Annotated in this window: 26 protein-coding genes; 25 read left to right on the forward strand and 1 reads right to left on the reverse strand. The window is 34.8% G+C overall.

Annotation, left to right across the window (positions count from 1 at the left end):
• Window positions 1-259 precede the first annotated feature (259 nt).
• The 25 genes from J2T20_RS07845 (at window position 260) to J2T20_RS07960 (ending at window position 17,243) form a co-directional block, all read left to right on the forward strand.
• Window positions 260-784 carry a YfiT family bacillithiol transferase gene (locus J2T20_RS07845; protein ID WP_307587171.1) on the forward strand — a complete coding sequence of 175 codons (525 nt, stop codon included), beginning with the start codon at window positions 260-262 and terminating at the stop codon, window positions 782-784.
• Window positions 785-964, forward strand: a complete 180-nt coding sequence (locus J2T20_RS07850; RefSeq protein ID WP_307587174.1) for a hypothetical protein — start codon at window positions 785-787, stop codon at window positions 962-964.
• A gap of 352 nt (window positions 965-1,316) precedes the next feature.
• The gene (locus tag J2T20_RS07855; protein WP_307587176.1) at window positions 1,317-1,751 is read left to right on the forward strand and encodes a VanZ family protein; all 435 of its coding nucleotides are present in this window, start codon (window positions 1,317-1,319) and stop codon (window positions 1,749-1,751) included.
• A 199-nt stretch (window positions 1,752-1,950) separates the two neighbouring features.
• Window positions 1,951-2,358: an NUDIX hydrolase gene (locus tag J2T20_RS07860; RefSeq protein WP_307587178.1), complete on the forward strand. Its 408-nt coding sequence runs from the start codon at window positions 1,951-1,953 to the stop codon at window positions 2,356-2,358.
• 103 nt (window positions 2,359-2,461) lie between these two features.
• Complete coding sequence (locus J2T20_RS07865; RefSeq protein WP_307587180.1) at window positions 2,462-3,307, forward strand: class I SAM-dependent methyltransferase; 846 nt, start codon at window positions 2,462-2,464, stop codon at window positions 3,305-3,307.
• Between the two features lie 104 nt (window positions 3,308-3,411).
• A complete protein-coding gene (locus J2T20_RS07870) occupies window positions 3,412-3,909 on the forward strand; it encodes a DUF6933 domain-containing protein (RefSeq protein ID WP_307587182.1) in 498 nt (165 codons plus the stop codon).
• 78 nt (window positions 3,910-3,987) lie between these two features.
• Window positions 3,988-4,338 carry a hypothetical protein gene (locus J2T20_RS07875; protein ID WP_307587184.1) on the forward strand — a complete coding sequence of 117 codons (351 nt, stop codon included), beginning with the start codon at window positions 3,988-3,990 and terminating at the stop codon, window positions 4,336-4,338.
• Between the two features lie 411 nt (window positions 4,339-4,749).
• Entirely contained in the window at window positions 4,750-5,523 is a 774-nt protein-coding gene (locus J2T20_RS07880) for an SPL family radical SAM protein (RefSeq protein WP_307587186.1), read from the forward strand.
• 162 nt (window positions 5,524-5,685) lie between these two features.
• The gene (locus J2T20_RS07885) at window positions 5,686-6,462 is read left to right on the forward strand and encodes a class I SAM-dependent methyltransferase (protein ID WP_307587189.1); all 777 of its coding nucleotides are present in this window, start codon (window positions 5,686-5,688) and stop codon (window positions 6,460-6,462) included.
• A 63-nt stretch (window positions 6,463-6,525) separates the two neighbouring features.
• Window positions 6,526-6,978, forward strand: coding sequence for a hypothetical protein (locus J2T20_RS07890; RefSeq protein WP_307587190.1), 453 nt, complete (start codon window positions 6,526-6,528; stop codon window positions 6,976-6,978).
• Window positions 6,979-7,242: 264 nt separating this feature from the next.
• Window positions 7,243-7,668, forward strand: coding sequence for a hypothetical protein (locus J2T20_RS07895; protein WP_307587192.1), 426 nt, complete (start codon window positions 7,243-7,245; stop codon window positions 7,666-7,668).
• A gap of 20 nt (window positions 7,669-7,688) precedes the next feature.
• On the forward strand, window positions 7,689-7,898 hold the full coding sequence (locus tag J2T20_RS07900; protein ID WP_307587194.1) for a DUF4177 domain-containing protein: 210 nt from the start codon (window positions 7,689-7,691) through the stop codon (window positions 7,896-7,898).
• Between the two features lie 212 nt (window positions 7,899-8,110).
• Window positions 8,111-8,713, forward strand: a complete 603-nt coding sequence (locus tag J2T20_RS07905; RefSeq protein ID WP_307587196.1) for a class I SAM-dependent methyltransferase — start codon at window positions 8,111-8,113, stop codon at window positions 8,711-8,713.
• Window positions 8,714-8,735: 22 nt separating this feature from the next.
• Window positions 8,736-9,173, forward strand: a complete 438-nt coding sequence (locus J2T20_RS07910; protein ID WP_307587197.1) for an NUDIX hydrolase — start codon at window positions 8,736-8,738, stop codon at window positions 9,171-9,173.
• Between the two features lie 19 nt (window positions 9,174-9,192).
• Window positions 9,193-9,615 carry a VOC family protein gene (locus tag J2T20_RS07915; protein WP_307587199.1) on the forward strand — a complete coding sequence of 141 codons (423 nt, stop codon included), beginning with the start codon at window positions 9,193-9,195 and terminating at the stop codon, window positions 9,613-9,615.
• A gap of 255 nt (window positions 9,616-9,870) precedes the next feature.
• Window positions 9,871-10,158 carry a TIGR04104 family putative zinc finger protein gene (locus J2T20_RS25730; RefSeq protein WP_373457768.1) on the forward strand — a complete coding sequence of 96 codons (288 nt, stop codon included), beginning with the start codon at window positions 9,871-9,873 and terminating at the stop codon, window positions 10,156-10,158.
• A gap of 66 nt (window positions 10,159-10,224) precedes the next feature.
• Window positions 10,225-10,980, forward strand: coding sequence for a (S)-benzoin forming benzil reductase (locus tag J2T20_RS07920; protein ID WP_307587201.1), 756 nt, complete (start codon window positions 10,225-10,227; stop codon window positions 10,978-10,980).
• 58 nt (window positions 10,981-11,038) lie between these two features.
• Window positions 11,039-11,473 (forward strand): C-GCAxxG-C-C family protein, encoded by a 435-nt coding sequence (locus J2T20_RS07925; RefSeq protein WP_307587203.1) that lies wholly within the window; start codon window positions 11,039-11,041, stop codon window positions 11,471-11,473.
• A 24-nt stretch (window positions 11,474-11,497) separates the two neighbouring features.
• A complete protein-coding gene (locus J2T20_RS07930) occupies window positions 11,498-12,301 on the forward strand; it encodes a hypothetical protein (protein ID WP_307587206.1) in 804 nt (267 codons plus the stop codon).
• A 358-nt stretch (window positions 12,302-12,659) separates the two neighbouring features.
• Window positions 12,660-13,073: a hypothetical protein gene (locus J2T20_RS07935; RefSeq protein ID WP_307587208.1), complete on the forward strand. Its 414-nt coding sequence runs from the start codon at window positions 12,660-12,662 to the stop codon at window positions 13,071-13,073.
• A 190-nt stretch (window positions 13,074-13,263) separates the two neighbouring features.
• Entirely contained in the window at window positions 13,264-13,710 is a 447-nt protein-coding gene (locus J2T20_RS07940; protein ID WP_307587210.1) for an aminoacyl-tRNA deacylase, read from the forward strand.
• On the forward strand, window positions 13,707-14,717 hold the full coding sequence (locus J2T20_RS07945) for an aminoglycoside phosphotransferase family protein (RefSeq protein WP_307587212.1): 1,011 nt from the start codon (window positions 13,707-13,709) through the stop codon (window positions 14,715-14,717). The genes J2T20_RS07940 and J2T20_RS07945 overlap by 4 nt, the downstream gene beginning before the upstream one ends.
• Before the next feature lie 133 nt (window positions 14,718-14,850).
• Window positions 14,851-15,852, forward strand: a complete 1,002-nt coding sequence (locus J2T20_RS07950; protein ID WP_307587240.1) for a serine hydrolase domain-containing protein — start codon at window positions 14,851-14,853, stop codon at window positions 15,850-15,852.
• A gap of 55 nt (window positions 15,853-15,907) precedes the next feature.
• Window positions 15,908-16,393, forward strand: coding sequence for an NUDIX domain-containing protein (locus J2T20_RS07955; protein ID WP_307587242.1), 486 nt, complete (start codon window positions 15,908-15,910; stop codon window positions 16,391-16,393).
• 364 nt (window positions 16,394-16,757) lie between these two features.
• Window positions 16,758-17,243 carry a hypothetical protein gene (locus J2T20_RS07960; RefSeq protein ID WP_307587213.1) on the forward strand — a complete coding sequence of 162 codons (486 nt, stop codon included), beginning with the start codon at window positions 16,758-16,760 and terminating at the stop codon, window positions 17,241-17,243.
• A gap of 133 nt (window positions 17,244-17,376) precedes the next feature.
• Here the strand turns inward: J2T20_RS07960 and J2T20_RS07965 are convergent.
• A partial coding sequence (locus tag J2T20_RS07965) for a transposase (protein ID WP_307587214.1) occupies window positions 17,377-17,752 on the reverse strand: 376 nt, incomplete at its 5' end.

Genomic DNA, 17,752 nt, shown 5'->3' on the forward strand with positions numbered 1-17,752 from the left:
AATAATGATTAGCTCTTGCGTCGTTATGATGAAGAGAATACGAAGTAGTATCGAAATTCGAAAATGCATTACGATTCTTAAAAGCCTATAAAATGTTACTTAAATCATGGTGCATGGTATAATTTAACAGAATTTAAGGATAGAGTATTTAAAGAGGTAAGCAGCATCAGATAACAATGTGTTCAAGCATCGGTGGGACGTCGTGAACACGGAAACGCTATGCGAAATTACTGCAATTCAGAGAGGAGAATATAGTGAAATGGACAATTTACATTTTTCCATGGGTCAATTCAAACCAATAATTAATATCTCTGAAGAAGGAAGAATCAACTTAATTAATCAAATTCCAGATATTACAAAGACACTTAGAAATATAACTAAAGAACTTGAACCTGATCAGCTTAATATTCCTTATCGTCAAGATGGATGGTGTATAAAACAAATCGTACATCATATAGCTGATAATGATATGAACGCTTATTTAAGATTTAAGAGGGCACTAACTGAGGACGAACCAATGGCAAGTTCTTATCGAGAAGATTTATGGGCGGAATTAATTGACTACATGAAATTACCTATCGAAAACTCTCTTGTATTAATTGAAACACTACACAACCGGTTCGCTGTTCTGCTTACTGGTTTAAAACCGAACGATTTTAGTAGAAAACTAAGAACCCAAGCTTTGGGGAGTATTACATTAGATATTGCCCTTCAAAGATTTGTATGGCATAACCGACATCATATTGCTCAAATAGAATCTTTAATAAAGAATAAGGGATGGTAAATGAGGAGGAAAGTAGTGAACAATACCATATCGAACCCGGGCGTTGCAGCCGTATTTGATGGATATCCACCAACGCTGCGTCGCAGGCTCATGCAGTTGCGTCAGTTGATCTTCGACACTGCAGAAGAGATCGACGGGGTGGGCAAACTGGAAGAGGAACTCAGATGGGGTGACTGGTAGATACGTTTCGAACTGTCTATCCGAACGAGTTAAGATATGAAGGGAATCGGGCGATCATATTTGACGAGGACGATGATGTTCCTGTTGAAGCGCTGAAGACCTGCATCGCATGGGCTCTTACTTATCACAGCAGCAAACGAGCTGGTAGAGGACAATGATCAAGGTGCGGGATACCGGCGAAGCGATACGCTGAGCTCAAGCAGCGTAAAGCGGGTTCATAACAATTAATGGAATTAAACTTGATCGAGAATACGTGCTGCAGGCCATACGAGCTATCTGAGGGGAATGGACGTTGTCAATACACCAACGTTATATAAAACCCTGAGGAATATTTTTAAGGAGCTGTCTTAAGATGTTTAAAAAAGCACTATTCAACAATAGAATCTTAAACATTGTTTTCCTAGCAATTGGGATGACTTATCTATTGATTATGATTAAGCTACTCTTTTTAAGAGGAAGGCATTTTGGAGACTATTATATGTTTAATTTAATGCCTTTTAGAACGATAAATAACTATTTAATACATAGAGAACATTTTCCCTTTCATACTTGGTTTGAGAATTTGATCGGTAATGTTGTTCTTTTTATTCCAATGGGGTCGTTTATTCCAGTATTGAATCGGACGTATTTCAAAACATTAAAATTCCTAGCAATGTCCCTAACAATTCTATTTTCAGTAGAATTAATTCAAATGTTAACTTGGGTAGGAAGCTTTGATATTGACGATATTATATTGAATAATTTTGGAGCATTAATTGGCTTAATAATGACAAGAATTATACTATAACCCATATCTACATCTTATAACAATGTGTTCTTGTATCGGGTCGGCTACGCCTCCTCAGTTCGTCCGTAGTTAAGAGTAGAATCGAAGAACATTGATTTCCCTAAGATATGCATATCTAATTGAAATCAACGTCGCTAACACGGTAACGTTAGATGAAACCTGCGTCAAACTATTAAAAATTATATTCAGGAGGTTGAATATGAGTGACCCCAAACATATTGTTACTGCAGGAGCAATAGTGATGAATGATCGGAAGGAAATCTTATTAATCAAAGGTCCTCGTAGAGGTTGGGAACCACCTGGAGGACGAGTAGAGATAGGAGAATCTATAAGGGATGCAGCGATCAGAGAGACAAAAGAAGAATCAGGGATTGATATAGAAGTAATAAAATTTTGTGGGATATTTCAGAATGTTACGGGCTCTATTTGTAGCACTCTATTTTTGGGGAAACCGATTGGAGGAGAACTCACGACATCGGTCGAGAGTCTAGAAGTTGGATTCTTCCCATTAAGTGAAGCATTAGAAATGGTGACATGGACAAGCTTTAGGCAAAGAATTGAATATTGTTTAAACCCTGATTTGCAACCGTTTTATATAGAATTTTAAGCTTATTATAACCGAAAGAAATACAAATACATGTGTTCACGCATAACGTTAAACGAAATTCTTTCACAAGGATTGATAATTCTTTGAAAGTAGGAGATCCTTAATGAAGATAAATGAAATGATTGAAAAGACAAAAAGACCCTTAATATTTGAGAAAGGTACTTCGCAGATGTGGGTTGACGAGTATATATCACAACAAATGCTAGAGGCCCACTTAGATCCTAATACAGATGCAGCAAGCAGGAAGCCGAATACAATTGATGCTTCAGTGAAATGGATCAAAGAATATATTTGTGGCAATAATTTTGAACAAAAAATACTTGATTTAGGTTGTGGACCAGGCCTTTATACAAATCGGTTGGCTAAACTAGGATTTAATAGCGTAACAGGAGTGGATTTTTCAAGTCGTTCTATTGAATATGCAAAGTACCGAGCATCCGAGCTAGATTTGAGTGTTAATTATGTTTGTCAAGACTATCTAACCCTTGAATATACTAGTTCTTTTGATGTTGTTTTGCTTATATATTGTGATTTTGGAGTTTTTAACGAATTCGAACGGCGTGAATTGTTGAACAAAATCTACAATAGTTTAAAACCCGGGGGAAAAATTGTCTTCGATGTTTTTACACCTAATAAATATAGTAATCATGCTAATTCAAGAACATGGACTTCATACAAAGGTAGTTTCTGGAGACCAACTTCTCATTTGTGCTTAGACTCTAGTTATTGGTATTCAGAAGAAAGAGTTCATTTACAACAAACAATAGTGTTAGATGATAATGAGGATATCCAAGTCTACAATATTTGGGACCAGACATATACAATTGCTGAGATTTCATCAATTCTCGGCAGTATTGGCTTTGAAGATTTTGAATTTTATGCAGATGTAACTGGTCGAAAATATGAGGAAGAAACAGATGTTATAACAATAATTGCCAGTAAAAAGTGATAGAGTTACGCCTAATGGCGGAGCCACCCGGACCTAAGGTTATGCCGCTGTGACGTCGTGAACACGGAAACGTTTGTCGAAATAGACTAGAAAGGAATAACTAGATGATTACAATATCATTGACTAAGAAACTATTTGAACTAAGCTCCTTTGTGCAAGATCAAGATAACGAAATAAATGATGAATTTTATAAGTGGCATGCTAATGTTTTTAGAATGGCGAAAAAAAATAACATAATCTTTATGAATAATAAAACAAGATATAACTTCATTTTATTTGGGGTAAAGAAAGAACACTTTAAAAATTTTAATCAGTTATTTATTAAATCACTCACTGAAAACCTACAAGCCGAAGGAATTCCGGACTCAAAGATTATTGAATATGTAAGTAAAGCAAACGAACTAAAGTTTACTAAAACGTATGATCGAAGTGTTCTAGGATCAATGACAGATATGGTTAAAATGACGGACTTCTTAATTGAACGATACTTGCCATTACAAGAAATGAATATCATAGAACTTAATCAAAAAAATAACCATTGTCCTATAGTAAAACTGAAAAACTTTCCCGATCAATTAATGAAAGAGGCTTTTGGAATATGATCCAACTAAATTAAGACATTTTATATGGTTAAACTGGTTCATTTTTATACGAAAGTACTGCAACAGAAGGAGTAAATCATGAACCTATCTGAAAGGTCAATTGCAATTGGAACAGAGATGATAGACAAGGAATATGAATATTTTACATATCATTTTTCAAATTGCTATAGTTGTTATTTTGTACCTTGGGATACCATGGTAAGAGTAGATGAAACATCAGAGATAACAGAGCTAGAGTTAGAGATAAACGAATCAGAGCCGGAAGGGGAATATATTAAGATAACATGTTTAAGTGATAAACCAGGGATAGAAGGAGGATACTTATTTATTAATTCTGATCATTTAACGATATATGACCATGTAAATCAGGAATTAACGTTTGACGATATGAGAATACTTGCAAACCGATATTGGAATAGCCTTAGATAGTTTTTCAAGATGGCAGTACCTTCGCAAAATCATATTCACACTTCGGCCATTCGGCCCTTGGTAAGGCAGGAGCAAGAAGTGATGTCGTTTACGTCATCTATCACGTATTAAAGCTGTGTCACGAGCGATCCTTGGTACGTCCCGAGGCAACAACAGCTTGAGGGGCTTCCTGTTCAAGGATATGCTGCCTAATGTGCTGTCGCTGGAAGAATCTGAAGCATCAGGCACTACTTTACCTAATGAAATCAACCGAAAACAAAAAAACCACAGATCATATTGACCTATGGATTGGTATGTCATTTTTTTCAAGACCTTATTCAACATCATAACAAATTGGTAATTATAAGTCTATATTTTTTTGGAGGATTACTTTACCATCTTATTATAAGAAGCTGAATGGAGAGGGTAAATATGCTCAAAGAAATATTGGTTCATAGTTCAATGACTTATGAATATCCCCCGGATGGAGGGACAATTCCGATTATTGATCCGTATGATGGATGTACAATTGGATGTCCTTATTGTTTCCAATTAAACGATGAAACTTGGAATATCAACTTGAATGTTAAACTTAATATTGCAGATATTTTGCAAAAAGAGCTTATTCAATGGAATAAAGAAGACACTGTATACTTGGGTAGTAAGTGTGACCCTTATATGGAGATAGAACGGAAATATCAATTAACAAGAAAATGTTTAATAGAATTAAGTAAGTTAAATTTGAAATGTATGGTTACAACTAAAGCAGGGTCAAAACTTATTTTTAGAGATATAGACATAATAAAACCTATGGGTAACAAATTCACTTTGCTTTTAGGATTATCTAACATACAACAATTGAGTAAGATCGATGATTATACTCTTATGAGTAATATACAGACCGCAAATCAGTTACACCGAATGGGCATTTCTGTTTGGGTATTTATTACTCCAATTTTACCTGGTATTACAGATGTAGATTTAATGATTGAAGCTATAGACAAAGACATTCCAGTATTTTTAGATAAAGTTAGATTAAAAGAAAACACTAGACCCGCACTTACGTTGGAACGTTTCATCGACAATCATTATCCTCATTTAGCTAAGATTTACAAAGACATAATATATAAAAATACGGATGTCTACTATGAAGTTATTAAAGATAAGTGGAGTAAAACCGATAGAGTAAAGTTCGTATTCGAGTAGAGTAATTAATTATTATGATAGCATTTCGAGAAGCCTAAGACTTCAGCTAACATCGGATTCACGCTGCGGGCCGTACGTCTCTTGGTCTGAAGAGGAATTTTGGGGATTAAACATCTATAACTAACGGGCTGTATGGAGTGGTAATGAAAATTCGGAAGGAAGATGATTATTCTGGATAAACGATCAACATTTAATGAGGATGTGAAGAACTACGAAAAGTGGAGACCGACATATTGTGATGAACTATTCAAAGATATTATAGCGTATTCTCAGATTGAGCAAGGTAAAAAGGTAATTGAAATTGGTATTGGAACAGGCCAGGGAACAAGACCTTTTTTGGAAACAGGCTGTGAGTTAACGGCAATTGAATTAGGAAAAGACCTTGCAGATTATTCGAAATTGAAGTTTCTAGACTATAAAAATTTTACAGTATACAATACTGCATTTGAAGAATTTGAATGTCCAGATGACAGGATTGATTTAATTTATTCAGCTACCGCATTTCATTGGATTCCAGAAGAAATTGGTTATCCTAAAGTCTCGAAATTATTAAAAACCAATGGAACACTTGCATTATTTTGGAACCGTCCATTTGTATCACGAGAAGATGATGAGTTACATCTGAATATTCAAAGTATATATCAAAAATACAGACCTTCCAGTACCAAAATTATGGAGCATGATACTGAAAGATATAATTATCGAAAGAAAACAATTCAGGCTTATGGATTTAGAGAAATTGTGTTCAAATTATATCATTTGACAAGAACATTTTCCTCGTCCGACTATATTGCCTTATTAAATACATATTCAGACCATAGAACAATGCCATCTACTACGAGAATATTATTTGAAAACGAGATTAAAGAAGCGATTCTGCGTTTTGGTGATACATTATATGTTTATGATACTATCGATTTGTATTTAGCAAGAAAGTGACTAGTTCTCGTTGCAGCAATGTTATCAGAAATCTCAGCACAATAAGCATTGGAGGGTGAACTCTTGGAAGAAAAACTAGTAGGTCAAAGAGCCTTTAAAACAAATAATCTTTCATCCTTGAAAATTTTCTTCTTGACCATTGCAATGCAGACTGGTTTATTGGGATTTATATGGGCATCTTTTCTAAGTGATTCGAAAAACAAAGTTCTCTTATTAGTTGTCTCTGCTTTAATTTCATTAGTTTCTTTAATATGGGAAATTACTGAAGTTAAGAAAATAAAAATTTTAATTATCAACAGTGATCATTTGTCATATCAATCCAAGTTAATACTACCTGTGAGTATAGAGGAAATAGTAGTCTTAAAAGGCATAATAGATATTCGAATAAAAGATGAAAAGATTAAGGAGAAATTATTTAGATTGAGGATATTAGAAAAGAAAGAAATTGAAAATCTATTAGAAGAATTGAATATATTTGCTTCAACAAACAAATTGAATATAAGAATAGAGTATTAAGGAAAATGCTTCGACAATAAAAATGAGACTGGTGAGAATTCGGTAACAACATGAGGCAGAAATCCCAAACGGGAGTTCTGCCTCATCATTTTTTTATGGGGAGATGAAACCGAATTGGCAAAAGCAATTCCATGGATTTTAAAAAAAAGATAAGGGAAATAAATGGGTATTAATAGTATAATTTAGGAAGAGGATGAGTCAACTAACATCATCGGATATACTTATAAAGGTATATATGTTCAGAATCTGAAACGGGGTTTATTAATGAAGGGGAAATTAAATAAAAATTTATTCCTATTGATCTTGTGTTCTATTATATTTTCCTTTGGGTTAAGCAGTAATCAGTCAGAAGCGCTTTACCACAAAATTGGAATTAATAACTACTATGGTTCTTTACTTTTAGATGTTGTAATTAATTTTTTATTAGCACTTGTAGTAGTTAAGGTTGTTTCGAGACTTAAGTTTTTTAAACAATATCGTACATTTATCATGAATCATTTTAGCCTAAGAACAGGAAAATATATCTCCTGTATAGTTTATTTATTATCACTCTTTTTGTTGCTTCTACCTATAGTGCTGCTAATTGAGCCTGATTATGTTGTGGATTTCTTAGTTTATCATTTGTTATTTGCATCCATTTTTTCAATAGACAATTTTATGAACTCAGAAACAAATCAAGAATATAAATAAGGGAAAAAGGACTGATTAATATGGAACAATGGGAGTACAAAACTTTGAAGTTTAAAACTGGTGGATTTTTAGGAGGGAAAATTGATGAATTTGAATTTCAGGAGGAACTGAATATTCATGGAGATGAAGGATGGGAGCTTGTTTCCTGCTTTGATACCACTCAATCACAAGGGACGTCTAGGGATATAATCGTTGTTTTTAAGAAAAGAAAGATGGTGCAAAAACTATAAATTTGAAATGTTATAGAAATAAATATTCAGAAGCAAGCCAAAAGAATTACGAAAGAATGTGAAAACCATTATATCCCGATTACTGAGACCTTCTTTAAACCCATTGATAAAACCCTAGAGATTTTGGTTGTTATAGAAGCTATTATTTTTGGAATCTTACAAGTATTACTCTTACGTTTAATGAAGTTTCTTTGGAGAGGGAAAAGTTTTTCATGAAGATCACCAGCACACTTGAACATTATGAATTACTTATTGATGAGGGAAATGATCCAGTACAAGACCCCCCAGAGTTACATACATACATGAGCAGATGGGATGGACCACTATTTTTCAATTCCTTGATTCCAAAAAATAAAGTAGTACTGGATATTGGTGTTGGTACTGGGAGAATAGCAAAAGAAGTATTAGAGATGGATTGTAAGTACCTAGTGGGTATTGATATTTCACCGAAGACATTAGATCGGGCCAAGTCAAACCTAAGTCGGTACGCGAACGTTGAGTTAGTAAATAGCGATATTAATCATTTTATTCGTCCAAATACGTTTGATGTAGCTTATAGTGTATTGACTTTTTTACATATTGAAGATAAGACCAAGGCACTCCTTAACATTTACAGTTCACTTAAGAATAACGGGACTATTGTTCTATCCGTCAGTAATGACGAAGAATGGCTCGAGTGCAACGATAGATTCATAAAGCTATATCCAATTGAGGTAGAAGAATATATTCATTTATTACAATTGGTTGGATTTCAGATTGAATCTATCCAGGAGACTGAAAGTAAATATGCAACAATAATTAAAGGGATGAAGTAAAATTAAGAATAGGAGGGAAATAATGAAATTTAATTGGTTTACAAAGGATCAAGTACCTGATGCCTTGGTTACCTTCGCCGTAATACTAGCAAAATATAATAATGACTATATTATCATCAAAAACCGAAACCGTGGTGGATGGGAGATTCCCGGTGGAAGAAGAGAAGAAGGAGAAACAATAGAACAAACAGCTAATCGGGAGCTTTATGAGGAGACAGGAGCAGTTAAATTCAATACCGCCCCATATGGGATATACTCATTTTATGATACATACGGAATGGCATTTGTTGCTGAAGTAGTTGAGATGGAAAAACTGCCCGATTTTGAAATTGAGGAAATAAAATTTGTTGATGCACTACCACAAAACCTGAATTTTGGAATGTTGTTTTATCATTTGAACGAAAAGCTTGAGGAGGTAAAGGGCAAATTGGATTGGCAATCTGTTAATATGAAAAATTGAAAAATAGGAGTTGACGAAGATGGTTCAATCCATAGTGCACATTGCTCTAGTAGTGAAGGATTACGATGAGGCGATAGATTTCTATACAAGGAAGCTAAATTTTATTTTAGTTGAAAATACTTATCAGCCAGAACAAGATAAACGATGGGTAGTAGTGTCACCTCCGGGTTCAGTCGGTACAACAATATTACTTGCAAGAGCATCTAATCTGGATCAAGAAGCATTTATAGGGAACCAGTCAGGCGGTAGAGTTTTTTTGTTCTTAAACACTGATGATTTTTGGAGAGATTACAACGAAATGATCTCAAGAGGAATAGAATTTGTAAGAGAACCCAAAGAACAATCGTATGGAATGGTCGCAGTATTCAAGGATTTATATGGGAACCTATGGGATTTACTAGAACTGAAAGAAGATCATCCAATGATGAAACGAAGTAAGTAGTGCTATGACAATGACTAAGAAAAAAATAACGTTTTTTTCTTTATTGATTTCGATCTTTTCCTCGTTAGTGACTTTTGGACTTCTGTTTATCTTTTACGGAAAAGAGAGTTTGGGATCTAACATAGTTGTCTCAGCAATATTGTTGGGGTTTACTTACTTTTCCTGCTATCGGCACTTATCTAAAGCATTTAATTTTGATGTGATTGATTAAGATGGATCATTCTAAGGAGAATTATTCTCGATAGGAGATTAAAGATGCAGCATTGTCTTAATTGTAATGAGAAATTTAAGTATAAGCAGATCATGCGGTCCAGTATGTATGGTTATAAACCTGTTGTATGCTCTCACTGCGGTGAAGCTCATGCTGTTACTCTGGATTCGAGATTTCGAATTGCTATAGTAATAGCAGCTTTCCCAATGTTAGCAACACAATTTATTTGGGGAAATTTTAAATATGAAAGGGTGTTTTTTTATATTCTAACGATAATTCCTTTGATTTTTATGGTGCCATTCTTGATGAAATATAGGCGGATAAAAAATTGATGATTTTAGAATGAAGGAAGAACATGAATTGGGTACCATACTTTCAAAAGATAGGAGTGACAAAACATGAAATACTTTATTATTACTGGCACTTCCCGTGGTCTTGGGGAGGCTTTATCCAGAAAATTATTAAGTAAAGGTAATCAATTGTTTTGTATTTCAAGGAATGAAAATACCGGATTAATAGAAGCTTCACGAGAATGTGGCGCTAATCTTGAATACATTAACTTTGATTTGTTAGACGTGAGTAATATTGAAGAAATGATGAAAAAGATCTTTCAAAAGATAAATAAAAATGTTGTTGAATCGATTATTTTGATTAATAACGCAGGAACAGTAACTCCAATTAAACCCATTGAATACTGCAGCAGTAAAGAGATAGCAGAGAATGTCCAACTGAATTTAATAGCACCAATGATCTTAACCTCTTGTTTTATTTCTTTAACTTCATCAATGAAAGCAGATAAACGAATTATTAATATATCATCAGGTGCTGGCAAAAAGCCGTATTTTGGGTGGAGTAATTACTGTAGCGCCAAAGCGGGTTTGGATTTATTTACAAGATGTGTAGGAGTTGAACAAGAAGAAAAATCCAGTCCGGTTAAGGTTATCTCATTTGCACCAGGGATAATAGATACTGAAATGCAAGAAGAGATACGGGCAACGAAGATAGAAGATTTTAAGGACTTAGAAAGATTTGTTACGTTTAAAGAAGAAGGTAAGCTATTATCGCCTGATCAAGTAGCGGAATGTGTACTGCTATTGTTAGAACAAAAGTACGCTGGAGGAGATATTTTAGATATTAAACAATTTATACAATGACGACTATTCGCATAACAACGTAAGATACATTAATTAATTCATAGATGGGAGTTGTGTTATGGAATCTAAAATTGATAAAGCTATAGACGCCTTTAATGAAGGATTTAATTGTGCTCAGGCTATTTTCTCTACATACGGAACGGATTTGGGGATCGACAAGGATACTGCCTTGAAAATCTCAAGCGGCTTTGGCGGAGGCATGGCAAGAATGCAGGAAACTTGTGGTGCTTTAACGGGAGCATACATGGTTGTCGGGATGAAGTATGGAAAAATTCAGGCAGATGACAAAGTATCTCATGAAAAAACCTATAAAATAATAAACGAGATGACTAGCAGATTCAAAGAATGGAATAAAACAACTTTATGTAAAGAATTATTAGGACAAGATCTTAATACGGATGAAGGTAAACTATTCATACAAGAGAACGGGTTGTTTAATACGGTATGTTTAAAATGCGTAAGGGATGCAGCGAAGTTAGTTGAGGAATTTTGATAAAACAGCAAAGGAGTCCAATCTATGTGTACAAGTTTCGTAGTTCATCTAGATAAAACGTATATGGGTATGAATTTCGATATCTCAAGCAGACCTATCAAAATCGTCTTGGTCGGTGAAAATCAACTTCAAGTTCAGCAGAAGGAGAATGGACAATTTTATCTTGCTTTTGGATTGAATGATAAAGGTACGTTTATGAACTTACTAATGGTTGAACCCAATGAAGAAGGGAAGTATAGACGCGGTAAGAATTGTGTTCATATTATGAAGCTGTTTGATGACGTCCTATCTGAACGTATTGCGTTGCCTCAGTTAAGTGAGTATTTAGAAAATAATACAATTGTGAATGTACCAAATCATAGTGTTCATAGTTTAATTGCTGGGAAACGGGAGTCTTATATTGTTGAACCTGGACGACAGAAATTAGATCTAAATTCAGTTAATCAAGATTTCATGGTGCTCACTAATTTTCCTGTAACAGATGAGAGTAGAGCTGAATATAAGGAAGCAAGCGGTCCGGGAAATGACAGATATATTAAGGTGCATGAAATGATAGCAAATCATATTGGTCCATTTAATATTGAAGTAGGATTCAAGTGGCTAATGGATACAGTTCAACATGATGGGGATTATCCTACCCAGTTTTCAATGATATTTATTTCGGAAGAATGTAAGGTTTATTTTACTCTCAATGCTGATTTTGAGAAGGTTTTTGAGTTTTCTTTTAACACTAAGCAAATTCAGAGCGTCAAGGGTTTTGCGAACCATAATACTTGGGCGCTTTCAAACAAAGGGTTATTACTTTCCGAGCTTGTTAAAACACTTTAAGTGAAAAGAGTGAAAGACGAATTGAAATTGAGAATTCCAATATTTATGTTCACTCTGGGAATTGTTTCTGGAGTTATGTTTCTTTCTATTTATTGGAATAACAATCATCATTACGGAGAAAATTGGTTTTAATGATAAAAAAGTAAATGTTTTCATAGGTTTGTCCCTTGTTCTTTTGGGTTTTTTATTCGATCTAATTACTGCATAGAACTTAGTCAAAGGAAGGTACATTTTAAATTGTAAATGGATGATCTAGATATTATGTTCAGGATTTAGATTTTTATAGTGCGTACTAGATTTGGTACGTTAGAGGGAACAGCTGATATTCGTAAAAATCCTTTAAGAAAGAAGAGAATGAATGAGGATATACTTAGGAATCAAATACGTTGAGGATTTTTCAAACCGAAGCTTAATAGAAAGTATCTTGAGTTTGTTAGAATCTTACGGACATGAAACGTATTGTGTTGTAAGAGATATGGAAGAATGGGGAATGTATCAATACCCGCCAGAACAATTGATGAAGACTACCTTTCAGGAGATTGCAAAAGCAGACATATTATTAATTGAATTTTCGGAAAAGGGGGTTGGCTTGGGGATTGAAGCAGGTTATGCATATGCCAACTTAAAGCCAATAATAGTCGTGGCTAAGGAAGGAGCAGACATCTCAGCAACTATAAAAGGTACTTCAACACAAATCATTACGTACAAGATAATAGAAGATTTAGAAAAACAATTAATCGGTAAAACTCTGGAAGAGAGTGTTGCAAATTGAAGAAGTGGCCTTTTTTTATCATATCCATATTAATTCTAGTAAAGTTAGTAGACATTTTCGTATATAAAGAATTTTCGACAATTAATATTTTGTATACCTTTTTAATGCTGGTAGCTTTTTCTTTTTGGGTGTATTCATACAAAAGAAAAAAAGATAAGTAAAATAATTCTAAATCGAAAGAAGTGAGAGGATGGATAAATTAGTTGCTGTATTAGATGAACAGAACATTGAATATGAAATCATTAAACACTCGAAACAGCTAAACACTGCCCAGGAGGGAGCAGAATATTTTGGTATAGAGATTGGACAAACAGCCCCAACACTCATCTTGAAGACAGAAAAAGGCTATTTTTGCCTGATTATTTCAGGAGATTATGGAAGGGTGGATTTTGATTCGCTAAGAAAAATATTATCAGTTGAACAAGTTAAGCTAGCATCTCCAAAAGAGGTTGAACAAGTTACCGGTAGTATGATCGGAAGTGTATCTTTAATTAATATGGACATTCCAACAATTCTAGACAGTCAAGTGAATCGATTCCAATATGTATATGGAGGAACAGGGGTGCCACAAACTACTTTAAAGATTAGACCAAGTGATCTAGAGAAGGTGAATGAAATTGTGGGATACATAAGATGATGGTATACATACAATACAATGTGCAGTTTGAAAAGCTTTGTTCTATTTTGCAACTTGGTGAGATAACAGGTGTGCCTGAAGCGATTGTAGGTGGGTTTTTACACAGAATGTATGCTATTGAAACCACACTAGGGAAATATGCTATTAAAGCATTAAACCCTCAAATTATGCTAAGACCTGTGGCAATGCAGAACTACATCTATTCAGAACAAATTGTCACTATTTCAGCTAATCATATATCTGCTCTTCCTGCTAAGAAATTTAGGGGGAACTCCTTACAAGAAATAGACAACCAGTACTATCTTGTATTTGATTGGGTAGAGGGTAAAAGTCTGAGATTGAATGAGATTAAAGAGGTGCATTGTGAAAAAATCGGTGCTGTTTTATCAGAAATACATATGACGGATTTTTCAGAGTTAGGGATAATTAATGACAAACCAGAACATGTAGAGTTAACGGACTGGTGTTACTATTTGCAGAAGGGCCAAGAGAATAATTTGGAATGGAGTTACCTGCTGCTTGAAAACATAGATAAGTTAAATGAATGGAATGCCCTTTCGAATAAATCAGAAAAACTACTTGTAAAAGATATGGTCATAAGTCACAGAGATTTAGATTCTAAAAATGTGATGTGGCACCAAGACAATCCCATCCTTATTGATTGGGAGTCAGCTGGCTATATCAATCCGATGCAAGACTTGGTTGAAACAGCAATTTATTGGTCCCAAAATGAAGCGGGTAGCGTTGATAAGGAAAGATTTTTTGCTTTTATAGGTGGATATAAGAAGAAGTACGGAACTCTAGAAGCCGATTGGAAAATAGTATTAGCCAATGGTTTTTCAGGTAAATTAGGCTGGCTGGAATATAGTTTAAAAAGGTCCTTATGGATTGAATGTACAGACGAAGATGAACAGAAGATGGGAACTGCCCAGGTAACAGGAACGATAAACGATATTAGACGTTACGCAGACATGATATCTGAATTAGAGGAATGGTTACTAGAGTGAATATCAGTAAGATCGGAGATTTATTTAATGAAAATGCTAATGGGTAACTATATGCTTTTGTACGGGTTACCAATATAAAATCATAGTGGGAGGTGCTAATTAAGTGCTCACAAAGGCTGAATTATTAGAACGCATGAAGCATTTTAATGTAATAGGTTTGAGCATTGCTTTAATAGACGATGGTAATCTGAGTGTAGTTGAGGGTTTCGGTTTAACAGAAGTGGGAGGGACTAACAGTGTCAATCTCAACACTATTTTGAATGCGTGTTCAATAAGTAAATTTGCTACAGCAATGTTAGCTTTGGAATTGGTTGGTAGAGGTACCCTTGAATTAGATCAAGATGTTAATGATAAGCTCATCTCATGGAATGTTCCTGAGAATATACATACACAAAGTAAAAAAGTAACATTACGAAATTTACTTAGTCATCATTCTGGATTTATTGATACCGAAGGCAGCTATAGTGAATATAATTCTGCGGATGGTATCCCAACGATGGTGGATATTTTAATAGGCAAAACCTCTTTTTCCCCAGAACCATTAAAAGTAAAGAATGAACCTGGAAGTGTTTTTCAATATTCGGACTCCGGTTATTGTATTATTCAGCAACTTATGGAGGATGCTTCTGGAAAACCTTTTAAAGCACTTATGAGAGAGATGATATTCGAACCCTTATTGATGAAAAATAGCACGCTTGAACATACCATTCCAGATCGTGATTGTTCGTGTTTTGCTTGTGGTCATAATAAAGAAGGTATTTTAGTCGAAGGTAAGTATCCTATTTATCCATATCCGGCAGCAGCTGGACTTTGGTCTACCCCTACTGATTTAGCATATTTGGCAATTGAAATGATTCATTCTTTGAATGGATGTGGAAAACTTGGTATTTCTCAAATATTAATTAACGAGATGATTACTCCGCAAGACGGTTCCCCGTGGGCGGGTTTAGGTGTCTTTCTTGACCATTCAGATAGAAAACTTGAGGTTACCTCGTTAGGTTGGGGAATTGGATTTCAAAGTATGTTGATTGTACATCCCCATATAGGTAAGGGTGCTATTGTGATGACCAATACTGACTTAGGTGTACATCAGAGTAAGGGACTCATTGGTGAATTAATAAATTCACTAAGCTAGGTTTTAAGGAACTGAAATCCAAAAGAAGGAATGATGAACGATGGAATTGAGGCAAATGTCTACGGCCTTTCTGTTCCATGGAAGTAAAGTATTAATGATGAAGAAAGAATCAAGTAGGATAACGGATACAATGTTTTGGACGGGACTTGGAGGACATTTAGAGCCAGAGGAGTTGAATTTCCCAAAAAGAGCATGCATTAGAGAAATCTTTGAAGAATCCGGAATACAAGAGGAAGAGATAGAAGATCTAAAGTTAAAATACCTATTAATACGAATAAAAGAGGAAGAAATAAGACAACAATTTGTATATTTTGGAGAGGTTAAGAGTTCCAAATTTATAAACTCAGCTGAAGGTGAGCTGCATTGGGTAGAACTTGGTGAAATTCTAGAACTGAAACTTTCTAAGATCGTAAATTTCATGATGAACCACTATTTAGAAAATCCTAATAAAAACGAAATAACCATCGGAACAATTACATTAAATGATGAAGAGAATCCACAAATACAATGGTCAGAACTGAAAGATCCTAAGATATTTTAGCATTGAAAAAGACGAATTTCTAAGTGTTAAAAGTAGGTTGGGTTTTATTTATATAGTGAGAATAAATTAAAGGACTGTTCAGATGAGTTGGAGCACATATTTATATAAGGAAATAGACAATGAAGATGAAGTTATTTACAAATTCACTCCAAACTTAAGTGATCATGAAGATCTTATGGGCAAAATTAAGCTTAACAAAATAACAAATATGATCTCTGAGCTAGAACCATACAAAGGAGATACTGAAGCGAGTGAATTTTATTATAATCAAGCCTGCTATTGTCTTGCGAATTGTTATAAAAATAAGGAATATCCTGATAAGGTTTCAAGACATATCTGACTCTGTTTTGACAGGAGGAATAGTATGGGATTAGATGAATTTTATCAGCAATTATCTGACGAGGAAACGAGCGTATTCAGTGAGATTGCAGACTATGCCGCTCAACTTGGTTATAAACCCAAAAAGGCAAAAACCCAAGCACTTAATTTTGTTTTCAATAACAGTAAAACTAAAAAGCATATTATGAAGTTTTCAATCGAGAAGGGCAATCCCGTTTTGAAAATGAAGTTTTATGCTTCTGCAACATACTCCCATATTTTTCGTGAGAGTCTAAGGGCAGTCGTTGAGGAATTTAACTATAAATATACTGGTTGCTACAACTGCGGGAAATGTAAGGATAAACTTGAAGGGTATGAATATACCTATGCGGATGGCCGTACGTATTTTAGATGCGGTGTAGAATTAATAAGTATACTTCCAATAACAGACAAGGATATACCAGAAATAAAGAAACTTTTGAAAACTCAGCACCAATATTATTTAAAAGATATGAACCACATTCAAGGTTAAATAATAACATCGGAGGATCAATAAATGATAAACGGCTCTTCGCTCTACTGGATGGGTAAAGCTGGCTAGAATAGAATCATAGATTTATCTGTATTAATAGATTCCTAACCCCTGGTATAAAAGGGGAGGTGTACTACCCTCGACGAGCTGCGAGCGTTGGGAGTCTAAGCTTGTTCGCCGTTATGTACACCATCGCGATCAAATTTTGGACATTCCGGTAGCCCCGGGCCTTCCTCTTTGCCGCTTGGATCAGTCCGTTTATACCTTCCAACAATCCGTTCGTCATACGACTATGAAACCATCGTAGGATGCCTTCTTCGTGTCGCTTCATGGTTTTGGACAATTCCATCATCGGTTTCAGTTGGGAGCGTCTAGCCCAACCCATCCATTCCCGTAAATAGACATCGGCTAGAATATGAGGCTGTGTCCAGAGCTCCTGCAGAGATAGCTTTAGACGGTAAGCTTTCCCGGTTTGGAGGTGTCCGTCCTTTAGCTTATCCAGTTCCACC

Source organism: Paenibacillus wynnii (assembly GCF_030812855.1).
GTDB classification, from domain to species: Bacteria; Bacillota; Bacilli; order Paenibacillales; family Paenibacillaceae; genus Paenibacillus_AQ; species Paenibacillus_AQ wynnii_A.

Bases quoted from the DNA above. Each gene is read 5' to 3' on its own strand.
- J2T20_RS07845 (WP_307587171.1), top strand. From the start codon at position 260: ATGGACAATTTACATTTTTCCATGGGTCAATTCAAACCAATAATTAAT.
- J2T20_RS07850 (WP_307587174.1), top strand. From the start codon at position 785: ATGAGGAGGAAAGTAGTGAACAATACCATATCGAACCCGGGCGTTGCA.
- J2T20_RS07855 (WP_307587176.1), top strand. From the start codon at position 1,317: ATGTTTAAAAAAGCACTATTCAACAATAGAATCTTAAACATTGTTTTC.
- J2T20_RS07860 (WP_307587178.1), top strand. From the start codon at position 1,951: ATGAGTGACCCCAAACATATTGTTACTGCAGGAGCAATAGTGATGAAT.
- J2T20_RS07865 (WP_307587180.1), top strand. From the start codon at position 2,462: ATGAAGATAAATGAAATGATTGAAAAGACAAAAAGACCCTTAATATTT.
- J2T20_RS07870 (WP_307587182.1), top strand. From the start codon at position 3,412: ATGATTACAATATCATTGACTAAGAAACTATTTGAACTAAGCTCCTTT.
- J2T20_RS07875 (WP_307587184.1), top strand. From the start codon at position 3,988: ATGAACCTATCTGAAAGGTCAATTGCAATTGGAACAGAGATGATAGAC.
- J2T20_RS07880 (WP_307587186.1), top strand. From the start codon at position 4,750: ATGCTCAAAGAAATATTGGTTCATAGTTCAATGACTTATGAATATCCC.
- J2T20_RS07885 (WP_307587189.1), top strand. From the start codon at position 5,686: ATGATTATTCTGGATAAACGATCAACATTTAATGAGGATGTGAAGAAC.
- J2T20_RS07895 (WP_307587192.1), top strand. From the start codon at position 7,243: ATGAAGGGGAAATTAAATAAAAATTTATTCCTATTGATCTTGTGTTCT.
- J2T20_RS07900 (WP_307587194.1), top strand. From the start codon at position 7,689: ATGGAACAATGGGAGTACAAAACTTTGAAGTTTAAAACTGGTGGATTT.
- J2T20_RS07905 (WP_307587196.1), top strand. From the start codon at position 8,111: ATGAAGATCACCAGCACACTTGAACATTATGAATTACTTATTGATGAG.
- J2T20_RS07910 (WP_307587197.1), top strand. From the start codon at position 8,736: ATGAAATTTAATTGGTTTACAAAGGATCAAGTACCTGATGCCTTGGTT.
- J2T20_RS07915 (WP_307587199.1), top strand. From the start codon at position 9,193: ATGGTTCAATCCATAGTGCACATTGCTCTAGTAGTGAAGGATTACGAT.
- J2T20_RS25730 (WP_373457768.1), top strand. From the start codon at position 9,871: ATGCAGCATTGTCTTAATTGTAATGAGAAATTTAAGTATAAGCAGATC.
- J2T20_RS07920 (WP_307587201.1), top strand. From the start codon at position 10,225: ATGAAATACTTTATTATTACTGGCACTTCCCGTGGTCTTGGGGAGGCT.
- J2T20_RS07925 (WP_307587203.1), top strand. From the start codon at position 11,039: ATGGAATCTAAAATTGATAAAGCTATAGACGCCTTTAATGAAGGATTT.
- J2T20_RS07930 (WP_307587206.1), top strand. From the start codon at position 11,498: ATGTGTACAAGTTTCGTAGTTCATCTAGATAAAACGTATATGGGTATG.
- J2T20_RS07935 (WP_307587208.1), top strand. From the start codon at position 12,660: ATGAGGATATACTTAGGAATCAAATACGTTGAGGATTTTTCAAACCGA.
- J2T20_RS07940 (WP_307587210.1), top strand. From the start codon at position 13,264: ATGGATAAATTAGTTGCTGTATTAGATGAACAGAACATTGAATATGAA.
- J2T20_RS07945 (WP_307587212.1), top strand. From the start codon at position 13,707: ATGATGGTATACATACAATACAATGTGCAGTTTGAAAAGCTTTGTTCT.
- J2T20_RS07950 (WP_307587240.1), top strand. From the start codon at position 14,851: ATGAAGCATTTTAATGTAATAGGTTTGAGCATTGCTTTAATAGACGAT.
- J2T20_RS07955 (WP_307587242.1), top strand. From the start codon at position 15,908: ATGTCTACGGCCTTTCTGTTCCATGGAAGTAAAGTATTAATGATGAAG.
- J2T20_RS07960 (WP_307587213.1), top strand. From the start codon at position 16,758: ATGGGATTAGATGAATTTTATCAGCAATTATCTGACGAGGAAACGAGC.